The 18,108-nt window shown below is 71.4% G+C and carries 13 protein-coding genes; 6 read left to right on the top strand and 7 right to left on the bottom strand.

Going from position 1 to position 18,108, the window contains the following annotated elements:
• Window positions 1–5 precede the first annotated feature (5 nt).
• The gene (locus AB0A97_RS15910) at window positions 6–2,747 is read right to left on the bottom strand and encodes a D-alanyl-D-alanine carboxypeptidase (protein ID WP_361149506.1); all 2,742 of its coding nucleotides are present in this window, start codon (window positions 2,745–2,747) and stop codon (window positions 6–8) included.
• Window positions 2,748–2,995: 248 nt separating this feature from the next.
• Between AB0A97_RS15910 and AB0A97_RS15905 the strand changes: the two genes are divergently transcribed.
• From AB0A97_RS15905 to AB0A97_RS15895, 3 genes are all read left to right on the top strand, one after another.
• Window positions 2,996–3,769 (top strand): GPP34 family phosphoprotein, encoded by a 774-nt coding sequence (locus AB0A97_RS15905; RefSeq protein WP_361149503.1) that lies wholly within the window; start codon window positions 2,996–2,998, stop codon window positions 3,767–3,769.
• A 335-nt stretch (window positions 3,770–4,104) separates the two neighbouring features.
• Window positions 4,105–4,971, top strand: coding sequence for a helix-turn-helix transcriptional regulator (locus tag AB0A97_RS15900; protein WP_361149500.1), 867 nt, complete (start codon window positions 4,105–4,107; stop codon window positions 4,969–4,971).
• A gap of 201 nt (window positions 4,972–5,172) precedes the next feature.
• Window positions 5,173–5,382, top strand: coding sequence for a DUF397 domain-containing protein (locus tag AB0A97_RS15895; protein WP_361149498.1), 210 nt, complete (start codon window positions 5,173–5,175; stop codon window positions 5,380–5,382).
• A 152-nt stretch (window positions 5,383–5,534) separates the two neighbouring features.
• Here the strand turns inward: AB0A97_RS15895 and AB0A97_RS15890 are convergent, their stop codons facing one another.
• A complete protein-coding gene (locus AB0A97_RS15890; RefSeq protein ID WP_361149495.1) occupies window positions 5,535–6,488 on the bottom strand; it encodes a hypothetical protein in 954 nt (317 codons plus the stop codon).
• A gap of 280 nt (window positions 6,489–6,768) precedes the next feature.
• Between AB0A97_RS15890 and AB0A97_RS15885 the strand changes: the two genes are divergently transcribed.
• Window positions 6,769–7,554: an SDR family oxidoreductase gene (locus AB0A97_RS15885; protein ID WP_361149491.1), complete on the top strand. Its 786-nt coding sequence runs from the start codon at window positions 6,769–6,771 to the stop codon at window positions 7,552–7,554.
• 380 nt (window positions 7,555–7,934) lie between these two features.
• Complete coding sequence (locus AB0A97_RS15880; RefSeq protein WP_361149488.1) at window positions 7,935–9,566, top strand: sodium:solute symporter family protein; 1,632 nt, start codon at window positions 7,935–7,937, stop codon at window positions 9,564–9,566.
• A gap of 47 nt (window positions 9,567–9,613) precedes the next feature.
• On the opposite strand, the gene AB0A97_RS15875 is transcribed toward AB0A97_RS15880, so the two are convergent.
• The 5 genes from AB0A97_RS15875 to AB0A97_RS15855 all read right to left on the bottom strand — a co-directional run bounded on the left by AB0A97_RS15875 (window position 9,614) and on the right by AB0A97_RS15855 (window position 17,628).
• A complete protein-coding gene (locus AB0A97_RS15875) occupies window positions 9,614–11,314 on the bottom strand; it encodes an ABC transporter family substrate-binding protein (protein ID WP_361149485.1) in 1,701 nt (566 codons plus the stop codon).
• 74 nt (window positions 11,315–11,388) lie between these two features.
• On the bottom strand, window positions 11,389–13,971 hold the full coding sequence (locus tag AB0A97_RS15870; protein ID WP_361149482.1) for a dipeptide ABC transporter ATP-binding protein: 2,583 nt from the start codon (window positions 13,969–13,971) through the stop codon (window positions 11,389–11,391).
• Window positions 13,968–15,008, bottom strand: a complete 1,041-nt coding sequence (locus AB0A97_RS15865; RefSeq protein WP_361149479.1) for an ABC transporter permease — start codon at window positions 15,006–15,008, stop codon at window positions 13,968–13,970. Before AB0A97_RS15865 ends, AB0A97_RS15870 begins: the two co-directional genes overlap by 4 nt.
• Window positions 15,008–15,988, bottom strand: coding sequence for an ABC transporter permease (locus AB0A97_RS15860; RefSeq protein WP_361149477.1), 981 nt, complete (start codon window positions 15,986–15,988; stop codon window positions 15,008–15,010). The genes AB0A97_RS15865 and AB0A97_RS15860 overlap by 1 nt, the downstream gene beginning before the upstream one ends.
• A 518-nt stretch (window positions 15,989–16,506) precedes the next feature.
• Window positions 16,507–17,628, bottom strand: a complete 1,122-nt coding sequence (locus AB0A97_RS15855; protein WP_361149474.1) for an ADP-ribosylglycohydrolase family protein — start codon at window positions 17,626–17,628, stop codon at window positions 16,507–16,509.
• A 219-nt stretch (window positions 17,629–17,847) separates the two neighbouring features.
• Between AB0A97_RS15855 and AB0A97_RS15850 the strand changes: the two genes are divergently transcribed.
• Complete coding sequence (locus AB0A97_RS15850; protein WP_030021897.1) at window positions 17,848–18,108, top strand: hypothetical protein; 261 nt, start codon at window positions 17,848–17,850, stop codon at window positions 18,106–18,108.

Genomic DNA, 18,108 nt, shown 5'->3' with positions numbered 1-18,108 from the left:
GACGATCAGGCGATGCGCTTCAGCTTCGCGCCGAAGGACGGCTCGGCCAGATCCTTCTGGAGCGCTACGGGCACCGTCGCCCGGCCGGGGCCGCTGCCGATGTTCAGCTGTCCCACGACCGTCCCGGCCTTCGCCTCGTGCGGTACGGGAGTGCGGCCGCTGTCGATCGAGAACTTCGCCTTGAGGCCGGGCCACCCGACCGCCTTGGAGTCCTTGGTCGCGACCACCGGCGTCCGTCCGCCGAGACCGTCGTCCACGTAACCGACCACGTCACCCTTCTTGACCACGTCGGCAGAGGTCATGGCGTCCTGCAACGCCCTGATCATCTTGTAGCTCCGGTCGCGGACGAGCCGCAGGCTGTTCTCGGCGTTGGGGTCCAGGCCCTTGAAGTGCTGGTCCATGGTCACCCCGACGATGGTGTGCGGCTTGCCGTCGATGGTCCGCCGGGCGGCCCACATCAGCGCGCCGCCGGCCGGGGTGCTGGATCCCGTCTTGATGCCCAGGACACCCGTGCCCTTGATCAGCAGCTCGCTGTTGTTGTTCTCCAGCCGCTGGTCGAGACCGGGCACCTGGGCGTTCGGCATGGCGACGATCTTGCGGAAGACCTCGTTGTTCATCACGGCCTCGGCCAGCTTGAGCTGGTCGACCGCCGTGCTCTTCGTGGAGTCCTTGAACCCGCTGGAGTCGGTGTAGGTGGTGTTCGTCATGCCCAGGGCCTTGGCCTCGGCGTTCATCTTGCCGATGAACGCCTGCTCGTCCTGGGGCGAGTCCCAGCGCGCCAGCAGCCGGGCGATGTTGTTGCCGGAGGGGATGAGCAGCATCTGGAGCATCTGGAACTCCGTGAACGACTGCCCTTCCTTGACCTTGACCCGCGACTCGTCCTCGGCGCCCGACTCCTTGACGGCCGTGGCGTCCACCTTGATCTTGGGGCCCTGTTCGCCCGGCTTGAGCGGGTGGTTCTTGAGGATCAGGTGCGCGGTCATCACCTTCGCGACACTGGCCGTCGGCACCGGCTTCTGGGGCCCGTACGTGCCGACGTCACCCACGCCGACGACCCGCGCCGCCGCCTGGCCCTCACCGGGCCACGGCATCTGGAACGCGTCGCCCGCGAACGTGTACGCGGACTTCCCGCCCAGCGCCAGCGTCGGGTCGGGCAGCGGGCGCACCTGCTGGACGACGACGAAGATGATCGCCAGCAGGATCACCAGCGGGGTCCAGATCTTGAACCGGCGGGCGACCGTGCGCAGCGGGGTCTCGGGCGGCGGCGGGGTGTTGGTGAGCTGCGCCAGCAGGTCCAGCGGCGGCAGCGGCTGCTGCTTGGTGCGCTCGGAGTCGGGCAGCGCGGTGGCGCCGGTGGACGCCGCGGCGGCGGGCGCCTCGGGCGCGGCGGGCTTCGCCTCGGTCCCGGCGGCCTTCGCACCCCACTTCGTGCCCGGCGCGACGTCCGGCTCGGCGGCGGGCTTCGCGCCCGCCTTCTTACCCGCCTTGGCGTCGGACTTGGCACCGGTACCGGGCTTGCCCTCGGTCTTCGCGGCGTCCTCGGCCGCGGGCTTGCCACCCTTGCCCGGCTTGTCGCCCGTGACCGGCCGCGGCGGCTTGATCGGCTGCGGGTCGGTGGACTTCAGGGCCACGAACTGGCTGGTCCGCTCGCCGTCCGACTCCGCGGCACCGGCAGGCCGTACGACCTTTATCGCGGTGGTCGGCTGGTCGGCGGCCGGCTCGTCCTCCGGCTTGCCGCTGGTCTTGCCACCGGGCTTGCCACCGGGCTTTTCAGCCTCGGTGCCGGCCTTGGAGTCGGTCTTCGCGTCGGTCCCGGCGTCCTCTGATCCGGGCTTCCCGGCCTTGCCGGCGTCCTTGGCGGACGTCGCCGGAACCTCGGCGTCCGACCCCTTTCGGTTTGCGATCGAAAACGCTCGGGTCGCGTCGTCGGCAGGCTCCTCCGCGCTCGGCATCTTGAAGATCGCCGTCGGCTGGTCCACCGCCTTCGACTGCTCCTCGGCCGCCTTCGGCTTGCCCTCGTCCGCCTTCGGCCGGCCGTCGGCCGCCGCACCGGAGGAGCTCTTCGCAGCGGCCTCACCCGCCTTGGAGGCACCCTTGGAGACATCCCTGGACCCGCTCTTGGACTTGTCCTTGGGCTCAGCCTCGGTCTTGCCCTTAGCCGCGCCCTCAGCAGCCTTCGAGGCACCCTTGGGAGCGGGCTCGGGGGCAGACTCAGGGGCGGTCTTGGAAGTGGCCTCGGGAGCCTTTTCGGGGGCGCCGCCGGCCTTCTCCTCGTCGTTCCCCTTCGATGCCTTCGACGACTTCGTCACCTTCGTCACCGGGGCCTCGTCCGCCTCAGCCTTCGCACGCGTTTCCGCTCCGGCCCCTGCGTCGCCATCGGAGGCGACGCCACCAGAGGCATCGGCTCCGGAAGCGTCCCCGTCGGACGCGTCCTCGCCGTCCGAGTTCGCCACCCAGGCGGCGACCGCCTCCCGCAGCCGCTCGTCACGGCCCTCGCCGCCGGGCTCCGCAGCCGGCTCCGCAGCGGTCTTCTCCGCCTCGCCTGCCTTGCCCGCCTTCGCGGCCTCGCCCGTGCCCTCGTCCGCAGCCTTGGACCCGGCGTCGTCCGCCGTGCCGTTCTTCGATTCCGGGTCGGCCGGGTCGGCCTTCGGTTCGCGGAAGACCGCGAGCCGCGGATCGCGTTCGCTCCCCGCCGTCTCCCCCGACGACTGCTTCTGCTCCGGCTTGCCGGGGGACTCGCCCGCCACCTATGTCTCCTTCACACGTCCGCGATACGTCGCGCTCTGTCTGGCCCAGTGTTCCCAAGTGTCCTGTGTCCGCGAGGCACGTCCGCACCGCCACGCGAAACGCTGGGCGCCCCGCCCCACAGAAGGCGTCGCCAAGGAGCTAGACGACAACGACATACCTACAGGTTCCCTGCCTAACCCCCCAGGCACTCTCGACAGATGAATGTGAGAGGGGTCACCCTGTCATTCATCCACGCGGGGAGGCATGGATGGGCAGGAGCCGCAGAACAATTCCGGAGGAGCTTCTGCTGCTCGCTTTGGACCCGGCAACGGGAACCACAGCGCAGCCGCAGTCGCTCGACCTCGGTCTGGCCGGGGCCCAGCTAGTAGAGCTGGCTCTGGCCGGACGGATAGCCCCTGACGGGGATCGTATCGCCGTGGTGCTGCCACGGCCGACCGGAGATCCGACTCTGGACTCCGCGCTCGAACTGCTGCGCCGACGCGGCAGCCCGGTGCGCGCCGTCCACTGGATCGGCGGGCCCCGGCTGGGGCTGCGCCAGACGTATCTCACGCATCTGGAGCGGTGCGGCATGGTCCATGCCGTGGCGGGCCAGATGTGCGGGGTGCTGCCGACGACTCGCTACCAGGCGACGGACACGGCCATCAGCCGGGAGATCAAGAACCGGCTGGACAACGCGATCCGCACCGGCGTACCGCCGGACCCGCGGACCGCGGCGCTCGCCGCTCTGGCCCACGCGGTCGGTCTCGGCAAGCACCTGTATCCCGGGAACGAGGGGCGTTCCTCGCGCTCCCGCCTCCGGGACCTGATCCGGCACGACCCGATGGGCGGGCTGGTCGCACATGCCGTCATGGATGTGCAGAACGGCGTCGCGGCACAGCCGAGGCGCGCACCGGTGACGGTGTCCGGAGCGGCGGCCGGGCCGGGTGCGGGCAGGCAGCCCGCGACCCGCGTGGCAGCCGAGCCGGCGGGCGTACCGGTACAGCCCCGGCACGGGTCCATGGCCCGCGTCGGCGCACGCTGACGTCTCGCGTCGGCGCACGCCGACGACGAGCCCGGCACCGCGGCGGTAACGGCACGTCGCGCAGAGCACGGACACACACCACGCGGCACCCGCTCGGTGCGTGTCAGGCGCACCGAGCACCAGCACCAGCACCAGCACCACCGTCCCCACGGTCCCGTTCGGGAGCCGCAGCAAACGCGGGGTGGCGGCCCGGCCGTTCCGGACGACGGCCGGGCCGCCACCCCGCGCGCACGTCCGCTCGCCTTGTGTGTCCATTCCACTGCGCTGCGCGGACCTGGGATGGCAATCTGCTGAGCAGGAGAAATCAGCAGTACGGAGCCGGAGGTGCACGTCCCGTGGCGTCCAACATCAATCCCACCGTCCGGCGGCGCCGGCTGGGCCAGGAGCTGCGCAGGCTCCGCGAGCTGAAGGGCATGACGGCCGAGGAGGTCGCCGAGCGCCTGCTCGTGTCCCAGTCGAAGATCAGCCGGCTGGAGAACGGCCGCCGCAGCATCAGCCAGCGTGATGTCCGGGACCTGTGCGGGGTGTACGAGGTCGACGACCACCGGGTCGTGGATTCGCTGATGCAGATGGCCAAGGACTCCCGCCAGCAGGGCTGGTGGCACGCGTTCGGTGACATCCCGTACAGCGTCTACATCGGCCTGGAGACCGAGGCGGCCTCGCTGCGGGTGTACGAGTCGCTGCTCGTACCGGGCCTGTTGCAGACGTCCGGTTACGCCGAGGCCGTCATTCCCGGCACGGTCCCCGAGCTGACGCAGGAGCAGCTGGAGAAACGCATTCAGGTGCGGATGCGCCGCCAGGACCGGGTCAATCACCCCGACAGCCCGCTGCGGTTGTGGGTCGTCCTGGACGAGAGCGCGCTGCGGCGGGTCGTGGGCAGCCACCTGATCATGCGCGAGCAGCTCGACCACCTCGTGGAGGTCAGCAACCTGCCGCATGTGACGGTGCAGGTGCTGCCGTACGACGCGGGCGCGCACGCGGGTATGTCGGGCACGTTCTCGATCCTGGAGTTCGACGACGCGGCCGATTCGAGCGTGGTCTACATCGAGGGCGTCACCAGCGACCTGTACCTGGAGAAGACCAACGATGTGCACAAGTACACGATCATGTACGAACATCTGCGGGCCCAGGCGCTGAGTGCGGACCAGAGCAGGGAGTTCATCGCCGCGGCGGCGAAGAAGCACGCGGACAGCATGACCTGATCACCGCGCCAGGATGGCCGAATCCAGGATTCCGGAAGGAAGTCCGGCACCGTACACCGAGACGCTGCCACTTGGAAAGAGATCAAGGAATATGCCATACGGATGGGTGAACTACTCCTGCCTCCGGTGATGTTGGCGCGTAGCGTCGGGACTACCGAATCCGCGGCAACGCGGTGCAACTCAGATCGAGTCGGAGTGAACATGGCCATTCAGCCCAATTCCGCATTCTCCTGGACGAAGTCCTCGTACTCCGGTGGCAATGGCGCTTGCGTCGAGGTCGCCGTACCGGCGCCCGCCGCCATCGCGGTCCGCGACTCCAAGAACCCCGACGGCCCGCGCCTGACCTTCGACACCTCCGCGTGGAACTCCTTCGTGGGGGACGTGAGCAAAGGCGCGTACGACCTGACCTGATCCGGACCTCCCGGTCCGGTCCGGCCGGTCCCGGCCTGATGCCGTACACCGCATGACGAGCACCACCCCAGAGCCCTCTCGACTGGATCGCCGTCCCGGCCGAGGGGGCTCGGCCCTGCCCGCGAGCGCGCGGGGCGGCCCTCCCCACCGCCTCAGCGCAGCTCGTCCACGTACCGGTCGGTCCCGGGCACGGTGGGGACGAACGGCGCGACCAGTTCCACCTGCCCCAGCCCCGAGGCCGCCACCTCCCCGTCCAGCCCCGTGAACCACCGGTCCCAGCACGCTCGCGGGTCCGCCTGGAGGAACCACAGCAGCGTCAGCCGGGTGTCCGCACCCTCCACCTGCCGCACGTACGCCATCCGGTCCGCAGGCAGCGGCCTGGGCCGGAAGACCGTCACCATGGCCGCGGGCGAGCCCGCCAGCCGGCGCGGCAGCCGCTCCTCGGTCAGCCACCGCAGCAGCGCGGTACGGCCCGGAGCACCCTCCGCGTCCACGATCTCGACGACGAGGCCGGCGTACGGGTGGTCCAGGGCGTGGAAGTCACGGGGGCCGTGGGTGCCGTCCCGGTAGACGGTGGCCTGGTGGTCGTGGAAGGCCGTGAAGACGTGCGTACGGTCGTGGTGGATCCGGCCGTCGGCGTTCAGCCGCCGGTTGATGGCGACGGTCCACCGCAGGTGGTCGTCATAGCGCCCCTCGGTGATCCAGTACGTGGAGAGGTAGCACCCGGCGGTGACGGGCCGGGCGACGGCCGACCGGGCGGGGTAGCGCAGCAGCCGGAGGTCCCGGGTGGCGACCCAGCGGCGCCCCGCGAAGATCCAGGGCATCGCCATCGCGCCGGCCAGGTAGTGGTCGTCCTCGTACCAGCGGTTGTACGTGGACTCGTGGCCGGGATGCGGCTCGACCATGGTGATCAGCGCGTGCCCGGGGCGCACGCCGTAGGGGCCGACGGCGGCCAGTTCGGCGTAGGTCCCGCTGCGGGTGTCCGCGTCAGCCTCGGCGTCCGCGCCCGTTGCCGCGCCTGCGTCCGTCTCCGCATCCGTGGCTGCGCCCGTCTCCGTGTCCAGGTCCGTTGTCGCGTGCTCGTCCGTGCCGGGGTTCCGGGTCATACCCAGAGGTGTAGCTGACGCCGCGTCAGTTGAGGAGAGGCGCGGAGCCCACGGCACCCGTACCCGCCACCCCCGGTTCACCATGCGGGCACCTCTGCTCCTACGCCGGGCCGGCCGACGCGGGGACCGTGCGGCTGTCCTTCGTGACGCGTCCGCCGGAGGAGATTCAGGAGGGGCTGCTGCGGCCGGCGAAGACACTGCGGGCGCCGCGCCCGTAGCCATCGAGATCCCGCGCACCTATCCTGACGGCTCGTCACATCCCGTCGGGCTGGGGGCGCGCATGCTGCTGCGGGACAAGACCGTCGTCGTCTCGGGCGTCGGCGCCGGGCTCGGCCACCAGGTGGCGACGGCATGCGTACGGGACGGCGCTTCGGTGGTGCTCGGCGCCCGTACGGAGTCCCGCCTCGCCGAGACGGCGGCGCAGGCCGACCCGTCGGGCGAGCGCGTCGCCTGGCGGGTGACGGACATCGCGGACGAGGAGCAGTGCGCGGCACTGGCCGCGCTCGCGGCCGAACGTTTCGGCGGTGTCGACGCGATCGTTCAGGTGGCCGCGCTGGACTCGTACTTCGGCGGGCTGGCGGACGCCGACTTCGACGCCTGGCAGCGGGTCGTGGACGTCAACCTCTTCGGCACGCTGCGCATGGCGCGCGCCTGCCTGCCGTCCATGACGGAGCGCGGCGGCGGGTCGGTCGTGCTGATCGGCACGCAGTCGTCGGTCGCCGCGCCGTCCGAGGTGCGGCAGGCGGCGTACGCGGCGTCCAAGGGCGCGCTGGTCTCGGCGATGTACTCGCTCGCGCGTGAGCTGGGGCCGCGCCGGATACGCGTCAACACCGTGCAGCCGGGCTGGATGTGGGGGCCGCAGGTCGAGGCGTACGTCCGGTACGCGGCGCACACCGAGGACGTGCCGGAGCGCGAGGTGCTGGACCGGCTCACCGCGCGGATGGCACTGCCGGAGATGGCGACGGACGCCGATGTCGCACAGACGGCGGTGTTCCTGGCGTCCGACCGGGCGCGGGCGATCACCGGCCAGTCGCTGCTGGTGAACGCCGGCGAGATCATGCGCTAGGCGCCGCTTCCGCCGTACCACCTCACTGGCACGCCGCTTCCCTCCCCGGCCTCCCCCTGGGCCTCGCCCCCTACCTCTTCCCGGCTCCCGGCTCCCGGCTCCCGGCTCCCGGCTCCCGGCTCCCGGCTCCCGGCTCCCGGCGAAGCATGCGCTCAGCGTCGGCTCCGGGAGCCGCACCCGACAACTCCTCCACCAGCCAGGAGGACACCAAATCGTTCGCCTGGCTGGCATAGGTTCACATCCTTGACCACCAGCACCCTTGACCATCCCTCGCCATGAACGGTTCAATCCCCGAAGTCCCCGCTCCCGCACGGGGGCGCCGCCCCGCGGAACGTACGGCGATGTGTTTCCCGTTCACAAGGCGGACCCCTGGAGGGGGCATGAACAGTCTCGACTGGGCCGTGCTCATCGGTTACTTCGGTGTGATGGTCGCGATCGGCGTGTGGTCCCACCAGCGCGTGGACGACGTCAGCGACTTCTTCACCGCGGGCGGCCGGATGCCCTGGTGGCTGTCCGGCATCTCGCACCACATGTCGGGCTACAGCGCCGTGATGTTCACCGGGTACGCGGGGATCGCCTACCAGTACGGCGTCACGTCCTACGTCACCTGGTCCTTCCCCATCGCGGTGGGGATCGCCATCGGGGCGCGCCTGTTCGCCGGGCGGCTGAACCGGCTGCGTTCGCGGCTGCGTGTCGCCTCGCCGCTGGAGTACCTCAAGAGCCGTTACAACCTGCCCACCCAGCAGGCGCTCGCCTGGTCCGGCGTGCTGCTGAAGGTCGTCGACGTGGGGGCCAAGTGGGCGGCGATCGCCACCCTGCTGTCCGTCTTCACCGGGCTCTCCCTCAACCAGGGCATCCTGATCACCGGCGTGGTCACCGGCGTCTACTGCACCGTCGGCGGCCTGTGGGCGGACGCGCTCACCGAGCTCGGCCAGTTCGTCATCCAGTTGCTGGCAGGCGTGGCGATGCTGGTGACCGTACTGGCGGAGCTGGGCGGTGTCAGCGCGCTGTGGACGGTGTGGGACCGGCTGCCCGACAGCCACACACAGCCTACGGTCGGCCCGTACACGCTGACGTTCCTGCTCGCGTACCTCTTCATCAAGACGTTCGAGTACAGCGGCGGCATGTGGAACCAGGCGCAGCGCTACATGGCCACCCGCAGCGCGCGCGAGGCACGGCGTTCGGCGCGGCTGTCCGCCGCCCTGTGGTTCGTGTGGCCGGCGGTGCTCTTCTTCCCCATGTGGGTCGCGCCGCTGCTGGTGAAGGCGGAGAAGCCGGACGCGTCCGACTCGTACGCGCTGCTCACCGAACACCTGCTGCCGCACGGCCTGCTGGGCCTGGTCATCGTCGGCTTCTTCTCGCACACGATGGCCATGTGCTCGTCCGACGCCAACGCCATCTCCGCCGTCTTCACCCGTGACATCGCGCCCGCGCTGCCGAAACTGGGCGCGCGGGCCCGTGCCTGGTCGCACCGGGCGGGTCTGCTGGCCGCGCGGCTGTCCACCGTCGCCTTCCTGGCCCTGTCGATGGCCATCGCCACCCAGGTGAACTCGCCGACGTTCAAGGACATCATCACCGTCGTCATCAAGTGGGTGGCCGGCCTGGTGGGGCCGATCTCCATCCCGTTCCTGCTCGGCATGGTGCCGCGGTTCCGCAGGTCCGGGCCGACCGCGGCGCTGGTGTCCTGGGCGGCGGGCCTGTTCGCCTTCTGGCTCACCAACTACGGACTGACCGGCGTCCAGCTCCAGGTCCAGATCGTCGCGCCGGTGGCCACCTCGCTGGTCCTGTACGTCGTGATCGGCTTCCTCAAGCCGGAGGACACGCCGGAGCGGGACGCGGTGCTCGCCCGTATCAACTCCGGCGACGATGAGGATGAGGACGAGGGCAGGGACGCGGGTGCGGGTGCGGACGGAAGTGGCGGGGACGGCGTCGGCACCGGCGGTACGGGCACCGCTGCCCGCACGGTGTCCGGGCGGGCCGGCGGGCCCGGACACCGTGCGCCACCACGGTGAGGCGGCCGTGCGGCCCGCCGCCCCTCGCCCACGGCGGATTTCGCGAACTACTTCGTGTAGCCGATCCGCTCGTACGCGATGTCGGCCATGCCCTGGGCGCCGAGATTGGCCAGATTCTTCTTGGCCGCGGTGATCTCGGGGAGCTGGTAGGTCGGCAGGACGCCGGCCACCTGCCACGCCTCCGCGTCGGCCGCGTTGACGGCCTCCAGGGCGGCGGCCTGGTCGGCGCTGCGGCCCGCCTTGTCCAGCAGGTCGTCCAGCTTGGCGCTGCCGGTCTTGGAGTCGTTGCCGCCGCCGTCGCGGGCGTAGGTGCCGCTGGAGCCGGTCGCGGCGAACGGCGTACGGGAGAAGCTGTAGGGCGCCACGTCGTAGTCGCCCGGGGTCACGTACTTGTCGAAGAACTCGTTGACGGGCACCGTCCGGATGTCCAGCCGGACCCCGGCCTCGGCCCACATCTGGGTGAGGATGGTGGCCTCGTTCTTCGCGGCGGGCTGGCCGGTGGGGATCACGAAGCGCAGCTTCAGCTCCTCGCCGCCCTTCTTGCGTACCTTGCCGCCGTCCAGCTTCCAGCCGGCCTCGTCCAGCAGCCGGGCGGCGGCCTTCGGGTCGTACGTGCCGAGGTCGCCGGCGTTGTTCCGGTAACCCTGCTGGTTGGGCATGAGGAAGTGGTTGCCCAGCGGCGTGCCCTCCCAGTTGAGGCCCTTGAGGCCGGACTTCACGAGCGTCTCGCGGTCGGTGGCCTTGAACAGCGCCTTGCGTACCTTCGGGTCGCTGAGCTTCGGGCTCTTGCCGTTGAAGGTCAGGTGCCGGTAGTTGGGGCCGCCGGCCTCGCGGATCTCGCCCGTCTTCACGCCCGAGACCTGTTTGAAGGCGGCCACGCTCGCGTTCAGGTCGAAGTAGTCGATCTCACCGTTGGCGTAGGCGGCGGGCATCGACTCGGTCGTCATCGCATGGAAGACGATCTTGTCGAGTTTCGGCTTCGCGCCCCACCACGCGGGGTCGGGCACCAGGGTGACGGTCTGCGCGGTCTTGTCGATGCCGCCGAGCTTGTACGCGTTGGCGGTGACCGGGATCTTGTTGAGGTAGCCGGTGGTGAAGCTCTTCGCGTCGGCCATGTACTTCGCCGGGTAGAGCGGGGTGTTGTTGGGCGCTCCGAACAGGGCGCGCCAGTCCGCGTACGGCTTGCCGAAGGTCAGTACGGCCTCATGGTCGTCCTTGCCCTTGCGCACGGACGACACGTCCTCGTACCCGGCCGGCGAACCGACCTTGTACGCCGGGTCCTTGCTGCTCAGCGCCCGGACGTTGGCTTCCAGGTCCCGGTAGGTGATCGGCGTGCCGTCGGACCACTTCGCCTTGGGGTTCAGGTGGTACGTGACGATCTGCTTGCCGCCCTCCGTACGGCTGGCGGCGTCCAGCAGGAACGCCTTGTCGGGCACCTGCTCGCCGTTGGGCGCCGAGTGCCACAGCGACGGCAGCAGGGCCTCGACGACGGCATTGGTGGCGGCCTGGTTGCCGTCCGTCTCCATCTCGTTGAACTGCACGGGGAACTGGTCTATCGCCCAGTTCAGCGTGCCGCCCTGGGCCAGCCGCGCCGGGTCGGTCTTGTTGATGTCCAGCGCGGTGGTCCTCGGCGGCTGCTTCGCCTTGCCGTCACCGCCCTTGTCGTCCGACCCGCCACACGCGGTCAACGCCAAGGACGACGCCACGACGGTGGCGACGAGGGCGAGTGGAACTCTGGAGAGTTTCATTGCGGAGACGTTCCCCTTCTCGACTGGACTGGACTGACGAAAACACAGGGAGGGCGTGGTGCGGGAGGTGTTCTTCAGCCTCCGGTGGGCGGTGTGTCCGGCCGGTGCCCCGCGTAGTGGCAGGCCGACTCGTGGCGGGGCCCGACGGGTGCCGGGGACGGGTCCCGCTGCTCGCAGCGCCGCTGTTCCGGCGCGCCGAGCGCCGCGTACAGCGGGCAGCGGCCGCGGAACCGGCAGCCGGACGGCACGTCCGCCGGGCTCGGCAGGTCGCCGCCCAGCAGAATCCGGGTCCTGGCCCTCTCCTTGCGCGGATCGGGCAGCGGTACGGCGGACAGCAGGGCCCGCGTGTACGGATGCGCCGGCGCCGCGAACACGTCCGCGGTGTCGCCCGACTCCACGATGCGGCCCAGGTACATGACCGCGACCCGGTCGGCGCTGTGCCGGACGACGGACAGGTCGTGGGCGACGAGCAGGTAGCTCAGACCGAGCCGGGCCTTCAGCTCGTTCAGCAGGTTCAGCACACCGGCCTGCACGGACACGTCGAGGGCGGAGACCGGCTCGTCCAGCACCAGCAGCCGCGGTTCCAGCGCCAGGGCACGCGCGACGGCGATGCGCTGACGCTGGCCGCCGCTGAACTCGCGCGGGTAGCGCCCCGCGTCCGCGGCCGCCAGGCCGACCGTCTCCAGCAGCTCGGGGACGCGGGCGGCGATCCGGTCCCTGTGCCAGCGGTGCGTGCGCAGCGGCTCGGCGAGGATGTCGCCGACCGGCATCCGGGGGTCCAGTGCGGCCGTCGGGTCCTGGAAGACGATCTGGAGGTCACGGCGCAGGGCGCGGCGCACGGCGCGGTCCAGGTCCCGTACGTCCCGGCCGAAGAGGCGGACGGTGCCCGCCTGCCCGGCCGCCAGGTCCATGATCTCCATCAGGGTGGTGGTCTTGCCGCAACCCGACTCGCCGACCAGAGCGAGCGTCTCCCCCTCCCGTACGACCAGGCTGATGCCGTCCACGGCCCGCACGGCGCCGATCGTGCGCTTGACGAAGGTGCCCCGGGTGAGCGGGAAGTGCTTGACGAGAGCTTCGACTTCCAGGATGGCGGGGCGGGGGGTGGGTGGCGCGGCGGGCGACGGGGCAGGTGGCGGGGCGGGCGGCACGGTTCCGGGCTGCCGCCCTTGGGTAACCCCCTGCTGGGGGGACCGGGCCGTTCGATTCGCCCCGATAGGCGCGCGGTCCGTACGGGGTGGGGCGGCGGAAGCGCCACCGGGGGCGGTGGCCGTGCTGGGAGAGCCCGTACCGCCGGTGGCCGTAGCGCCCGTCCCCGTACTGCGGGAGCCCGTACCGCCGGTGGCCGTAGCGCCCGTCCCCGTACTGCGAGAGCCCGTACCGCCCGTACCCGTACCGGCCGTGCCCGTACCGCCGGGGTCCGAAGGTGAACCGCCCCCGCCCGAAGGCGTCCCCCCTGCCCCCGCGAAGATCCCCGCCCGCGGCAACGCGCCCGAGGCGATCTCCCCGCTGCGGTGGCAGGCGGCGGCATGGCCGGGGGCCATGGTGGCCCGGGTGGCGGGGGTGGCCTGAGGAACGGCAGTGGCCGGGGGGACCTGAGTGAGGGCCGATGGGGCTGATGGATCTGGTGGAACCGGTGGATCTGGTGGAACCGGTGGAGCTGGTGGAGCCGTGGTTACGGTGGCGGCCATGGGCACGCCCGGGGCCGGGTCGGGTTCCGTCTCGCGGCAGTGGGGGACGGCGACGGGGCAGCGCGGGGCGAACGGGCAGCCGGGCGGCAGCTCCGTCAGGGACGGCGGGGTGCCGTGGACGGGGGTCAGCGGTACGCCCGTGGGTCCGTCCAGGCGGGGTGTGGCGCCCAACAGGCCGATGGTGTACGGCATCCGGGGCCGGTAGTAGATCTCGTCGACCGTACCGGCCTCCACGGACCGGCCCGCGTACATGACCTGCACCCGGTCCGCGAACCCCGCGACCACCCCCAGGTCGTGGGTGATCAGGACGATCGCGGCACCGGTCACCTCCCTGGCGGTCCGCAGGACGTCCAGGATCTGCGCCTGGACGGTGACGTCCAGCGCGGTGGTCGGCTCGTCCGCGACGATCACCCGCGGGCCGTTGGCGATGGCCATGGCGATCACCACGCGCTGCCGCATCCCACCGGAGCACTCGTGCGGGAAGGCGTCGGCGCGGCGCCGCGGGTCGGGGATGCCGACGAGGGCGAGGAGTTCGACGGCGCGGTCCCGTGCGGCCTTGCGGCTCAGGTCCTGGTGGACGCGGAGTGCTTCGACGAGCTGGCTGCCGATGCTGTGGACGGGCGTGAGGGCGGACAGCGGGTCCTGGAAGACCATGCTGATGCCGTTGCCGCGGATCTTGGACAGCGCGGCGTCGCCGAGTCCGAGCAGTTCCCGGCCGTCCAGTACGACGGAGCCCCGTACGCCGGTGCCGTCCGGCAGCAGTCCGAGGACGGCCTGGGCGGCGGCGGACTTGCCCGAGCCGGACTCCCCGACGATGCCGAGCACCTCGCCGGGCCGTACGGCGTAGCTCAGACCGCGTACGGCGTGCACGGGGCCGTGCTCGCCGGGGAAGGTGACGTGCAGGTCCGTCACCTGGAGGGCGGGGCGGGCGGCCGCCGGGTCCGGGCCGGCGGCACGCTGTCCGGTCACCGGCGGCGGCCTTCCGTGAGGGCGCGTTTCCCGCGCTTCCCGCGCCCCTTGGCGCGCGCCTGCGCCCCCGCCGCGTCGGGGTCCAGCGCGTCCCGCAGCCCGTCGCCGATGAAGGCGAGGGAGACGCCGATGAGCACCAGGCACCCGGCGGGGAAGAAGAACAGCCACGGGTAGCTCGCGGCCATGTTGGTGTGGTCGGCGATGACCGTGCCGAGCGACACGTCCGGCGGTTGCACCCCGAACCCGAAGTACGACAGTCCGCTCTCCCCGATGACCGCGGCCCCGGCCTGGATGACCGCGTCGATGATCAGCAGGGAGGCCATGTTGGGCAGGATGTGCCGGAAGACGATCACCGGCCCTGGTACCCCCATGTAGCGGGCCGCCTTGACGTACTCGCGTTCCTTGAGCGTGAGCGTCACACTGCGGACCACCCGCCCGGTGATCATCCAACTGAAGGCGGCCAGCAGGACGACGAAGACCGGCCAGCCGGAGCCGCGGACCAGCGGCGACAGGACGGCGACGACCAAGAATGCGGGCATCACCAGCAGCAGGTCGACGACGCCCGTCAGGACGCGGTCGGTCCAGCCGCCGAAGTACGCGGCGAAGGCGCCCACCACGGCCGACAGGAAGGTGGAGACCACTCCCACGAGGATGCCGATGACCAGGGACTTCTGGAGCCCGCGCAGGGTGAGCGCGTACAGGTCGAGGCCGCTCTGGGTGGTGCCCCACCAGTGTTCGGCGGACGGTCCGGAGAGGAAGTTGAGGAAGTCGTGGGTGCGGTGGTCCCAGGGGGTCAGCAGCGGGCCGGCGTACGCGGCGAGGAAGAGCAGGAGGAGCAGCGCCAGCCCGGCCGTCGCGAGCCGGTTGCGCGCGAAGCGGCGCGCGGTGAGGCGCGCGCGGGACGGGCGGCGGTCACGCGGTGGACGGCCGGACCGCGAGGGGCGGCCGTCACGCGACGTACGGCGGCCACGTGACGGGCGGTCGGAACACGGCGTACGGCCGGGCCAGGGCGTACGGCCGCCGGTTGCGGTACGCATCACCGCACCCTTACGCGGGGGTCCAGCGCCGCGTAAAGGAGGTCCGACAGCAGCCCCGCCGCCAGCACCAGTACGGCGGTGAACAGGCCCACCGCGGCGACTGCGTTGACGTCCTGCCCGGCGACCGAGTCGACGAGCAGTTCGCCCATGCCGTGCCAGCCGAAGGTCTTCTCGACGAACGTGGCACCGGCGAAGAGCAGCACGATGTTGTAGACCAGCAGGGGGACGACCGGCAGGACGGCCGTGCGCAGCCCGTGTCGTAACAGCGCGGTGCGGCGGCGCAGGCCCTTGGCGCGCGCGGTACGCAGGAAGTCGGCGCCGAGCACGTCCAGCATGGTGTTGCGCTGGTAACGGCTGTAGAGGGCGACCTGCACGATGATCAGGGTCAGAGCGGGCAGCAGCATGTGCTGGGCGCGGTTGAACAGGGCGGCGGGGTCCCACCGGCCGGCGTACTGCGCGTCGTACTCGCCGAGGACTTTGATCGTCTGCGTACCGTCGTTGAGGGCGGTGGCGCCGATCTTCAGGGCGACGCCGACCACGAACACCGGCATGGCCAGCACGAAGAACGAGGCGAGGGTGGAGAACCGGTCGAAGAACCGGTACTGGCGGATCGCTCCGTACGCGCCGACGGCGACGCCGAGGGCCGAGCCGGCGAAGGTGGCCAGGAGCAGCAGCCGGGTGCTGACACCGACCCGGCGGCCGAAGTCGTCGTTGAGCGAGTCGCCGGAGAGGGTCCGGCCGAGGTCGCCGTGGACGACGTCGCCGGCCCAGCGCGCGAAGCGAGCCGCCACCGGGGTGTCCGGATTCATGTTGACGTCGTCGAGGGTGCGGGTGACGGCGGCCTCGGGCAGCGGCGGGTTGCGGTTCTCGAACCGGGCCCGCGGGTTCAGGCTCAGCCCGGCGAGGAAATACGTCAGGGACGCCGCCACGGCCACCAGGACGAGGTAACCGGCCAGCCTGCGCAGCAGGTAGCGGCCCATGATCTCTCTCCCCCTCGTACGGCTACGGCGTGGACCGCCTGCGGTCCCCTCGGGCTGTTCTCGCATGCCCGGGGAGGGTTTGTCGACCAAGGCGCCCCCAAAGCGGGACAATGCGAACGCCTGCGGTCGCCAGCCGAGTTGACCTCCGGCGTGTCCGGTGCGCCGCCCCCGGGTATTCCCCCGCTGGGGGGCTGAGTCCGTTCGATTTGCCCCCGGTGGACGCATGGGGCGGGCTGCGTGCCGGCGGATGGAGTGGGTGCACACCAGCCCAGGGAGTGGGTGCGTGCCGGGCCCTGAAGTGGGCTGCGCACCGGACCGCCCCACGGAGTGGGCTGCATGCCGGCCCGTGGAGTGGGTGCGTGCCGGACCCTGAGGTGAGCTGCGCACCGGACCGCCCACGGAGTGGGCTGCGGTGCCGCCCATGGAGCGAGTTGCATGCCGGCCCATGGAGCGGGCTGCGGTACCCCCCCCCATGGGGTGGGCCCAGGCGTCGCCCCGAACCCCCACCGCCGCAACCGTCACGCCCGCGGATACCGCTCCAGCCACCCCGGCGCGGAGTTGCCCGGTCCGTGCAGGGCCGGGCCCTGTGTCATCTCCATGGCGAAGTCGTCGGCGAGTTGCAGGATCGTCGCGCGGCCCTCCACCTCGGCCAGCCACACGGGCGGCAGCGCCGTCTCACCGTGCAGGGTGCCCAGGAGGTTGCCGCAGATGGCTCCGGTGGAGTCGCTGTCGCCGCCGTGGTTGACCGCCAGCAGCAGCCCGTGCCGGACGTCCTCGGCGACCAGCGCGCAGTACACGCCGATCGCCAGGGCCTCCTCGGCCGTCCAGCCCTCGCCGAGCGACTCCACGCGGGCGGCCGTGGGCATCCCCTGCCGTACGGCGCCCAGCGCCTGCTTGAGCGCCTCGGCGGTCTCCTCGTGGTCCGGCCGGGTGGCCAGGTGGGCCAGGGACTTCTGTACGGCGCTGTCCAGGTCCTCGCCCCGGGCCAGCGAGTGGTTGATCACCGCCAGGGCGCCGGCCGCGAGGTAGCCGGTCGGGTGGCCGTGCGTCTGCGCGGCGCACTCGACGGCGAGCTGAAAGACGAGCTGTGGTTCCCAGCCGACCAGCAGCCCGAAGGGCGCCGACCGCATGACCGCGCCGCACCCCTTGGAGGTGGGGTTCTTGGGCTGTTCCAGCGTTCCCATCACGTCGTCGCCGAGCCCGGACAGGCAGGCCCGGCCGGGTGCCCGCTGCGCGTACAGCCACTCCTCGCGCGCCAGCCAGCCGTCGTCCTCCTTGCGTTCGTCGGGGCCCCAGTCGCGCTGGGTGGCGGCCCAGCGCAGGTACGCGCGGTGCACGTCGGTGGGCGGGTGCCAGGCGCCGGTGTCGCGCCGCACCTGGGCCCGGATCAGCCCGTCGACGGTGAACAGCGTCATCTGGGTGTCGTCGGTGACCGTGCCGCGCCGCCCGAAGGCCGGTACGTAGTCCGTCACACCGTCCTGGCCGTGGGCCTCGCGGATCGCGTCCAGCGAGCTGAACTCGATGCCGGCGCCGAGTGCGTCACCGATCGCCCCGCCCAACAGGCAGCCGCGTACCCGGCTGCGGAAGTCCTGCTGTTCGGCGCGGCCCCAGATGGCCGCGCCGCCTGCCGCTGTGCTCACGCTCGTCCCTCCCCGTGGCCCACCACTTCCCTTACGGGGTCCTTACGCGCCCCCTGCCGCAGCACTGTAATCGACCAAGAACAGTCAACTCCGGGCAAGGAACGCTATGCGAACAGTCACCCCGGAGGAGGCTTTTGATCACTACGGTCCCGATCCACACAGTCGTGCCCCCTGCGCACCGAGGCCATACGTCCGGCGTGCCGTGGGAAGGCTTCTGCCATGCCCGACTTCGAGTGGGACCGCACCGCCATGGCCACCGTGGCCTGCGCCCTGGCCGGTGACAGCGACGGCGCCGTGGAACTCCTCCGCCCGCTCTCGCAGCGCGACGTGTGTCAGATCACCGTCCGGCTGGCCGCGATGGCCGCCGACGCCCTCATCTCCGCCGCCGAGGACACCGGCGGCGACCGCGCGGAAGCACTGGCGCAGTGGCAGCAGTGCATCCTCCAGCACGAGGCGGAGGCGGAGACGGGGGACGGGTGA

It is taken from the genome of Streptomyces sp. NPDC045470 (assembly GCF_040646595.1).
Lineage (GTDB): Bacteria > Actinomycetota > Actinomycetes > Streptomycetales > Streptomycetaceae > Streptomyces.
The sequence above is the reverse complement of the archived record's forward strand: the minus strand, read 5'-3'. Positions and strand labels throughout refer to the sequence as shown.

Bases quoted from the DNA above. Each gene is read 5' to 3' on its own strand.
- AB0A97_RS15865 (WP_361149479.1), bottom strand. From the start codon at position 15,008: ATGCGTACCGCAACCGGCGGCCGTACGCCCTGGCCCGGCCGTACGCCG.
- AB0A97_RS15905 (WP_361149503.1), top strand. From the start codon at position 2,996: ATGGGCAGGAGCCGCAGAACAATTCCGGAGGAGCTTCTGCTGCTCGCT.
- AB0A97_RS15890 (WP_361149495.1), bottom strand. From the start codon at position 6,488: ATGACCCGGAACCCCGGCACGGACGAGCACGCGACAACGGACCTGGAC.
- AB0A97_RS15875 (WP_361149485.1), bottom strand. From the start codon at position 11,314: ATGAAACTCTCCAGAGTTCCACTCGCCCTCGTCGCCACCGTCGTGGCG.
- AB0A97_RS15885 (WP_361149491.1), top strand. From the start codon at position 6,769: ATGCTGCTGCGGGACAAGACCGTCGTCGTCTCGGGCGTCGGCGCCGGG.
- AB0A97_RS15850 (WP_030021897.1), top strand. From the start codon at position 17,848: ATGCCCGACTTCGAGTGGGACCGCACCGCCATGGCCACCGTGGCCTGC.
- AB0A97_RS15895 (WP_361149498.1), top strand. From the start codon at position 5,173: ATGGCCATTCAGCCCAATTCCGCATTCTCCTGGACGAAGTCCTCGTAC.
- AB0A97_RS15860 (WP_361149477.1), bottom strand. From the start codon at position 15,988: ATGGGCCGCTACCTGCTGCGCAGGCTGGCCGGTTACCTCGTCCTGGTG.
- AB0A97_RS15880 (WP_361149488.1), top strand. From the start codon at position 7,935: ATGAACAGTCTCGACTGGGCCGTGCTCATCGGTTACTTCGGTGTGATG.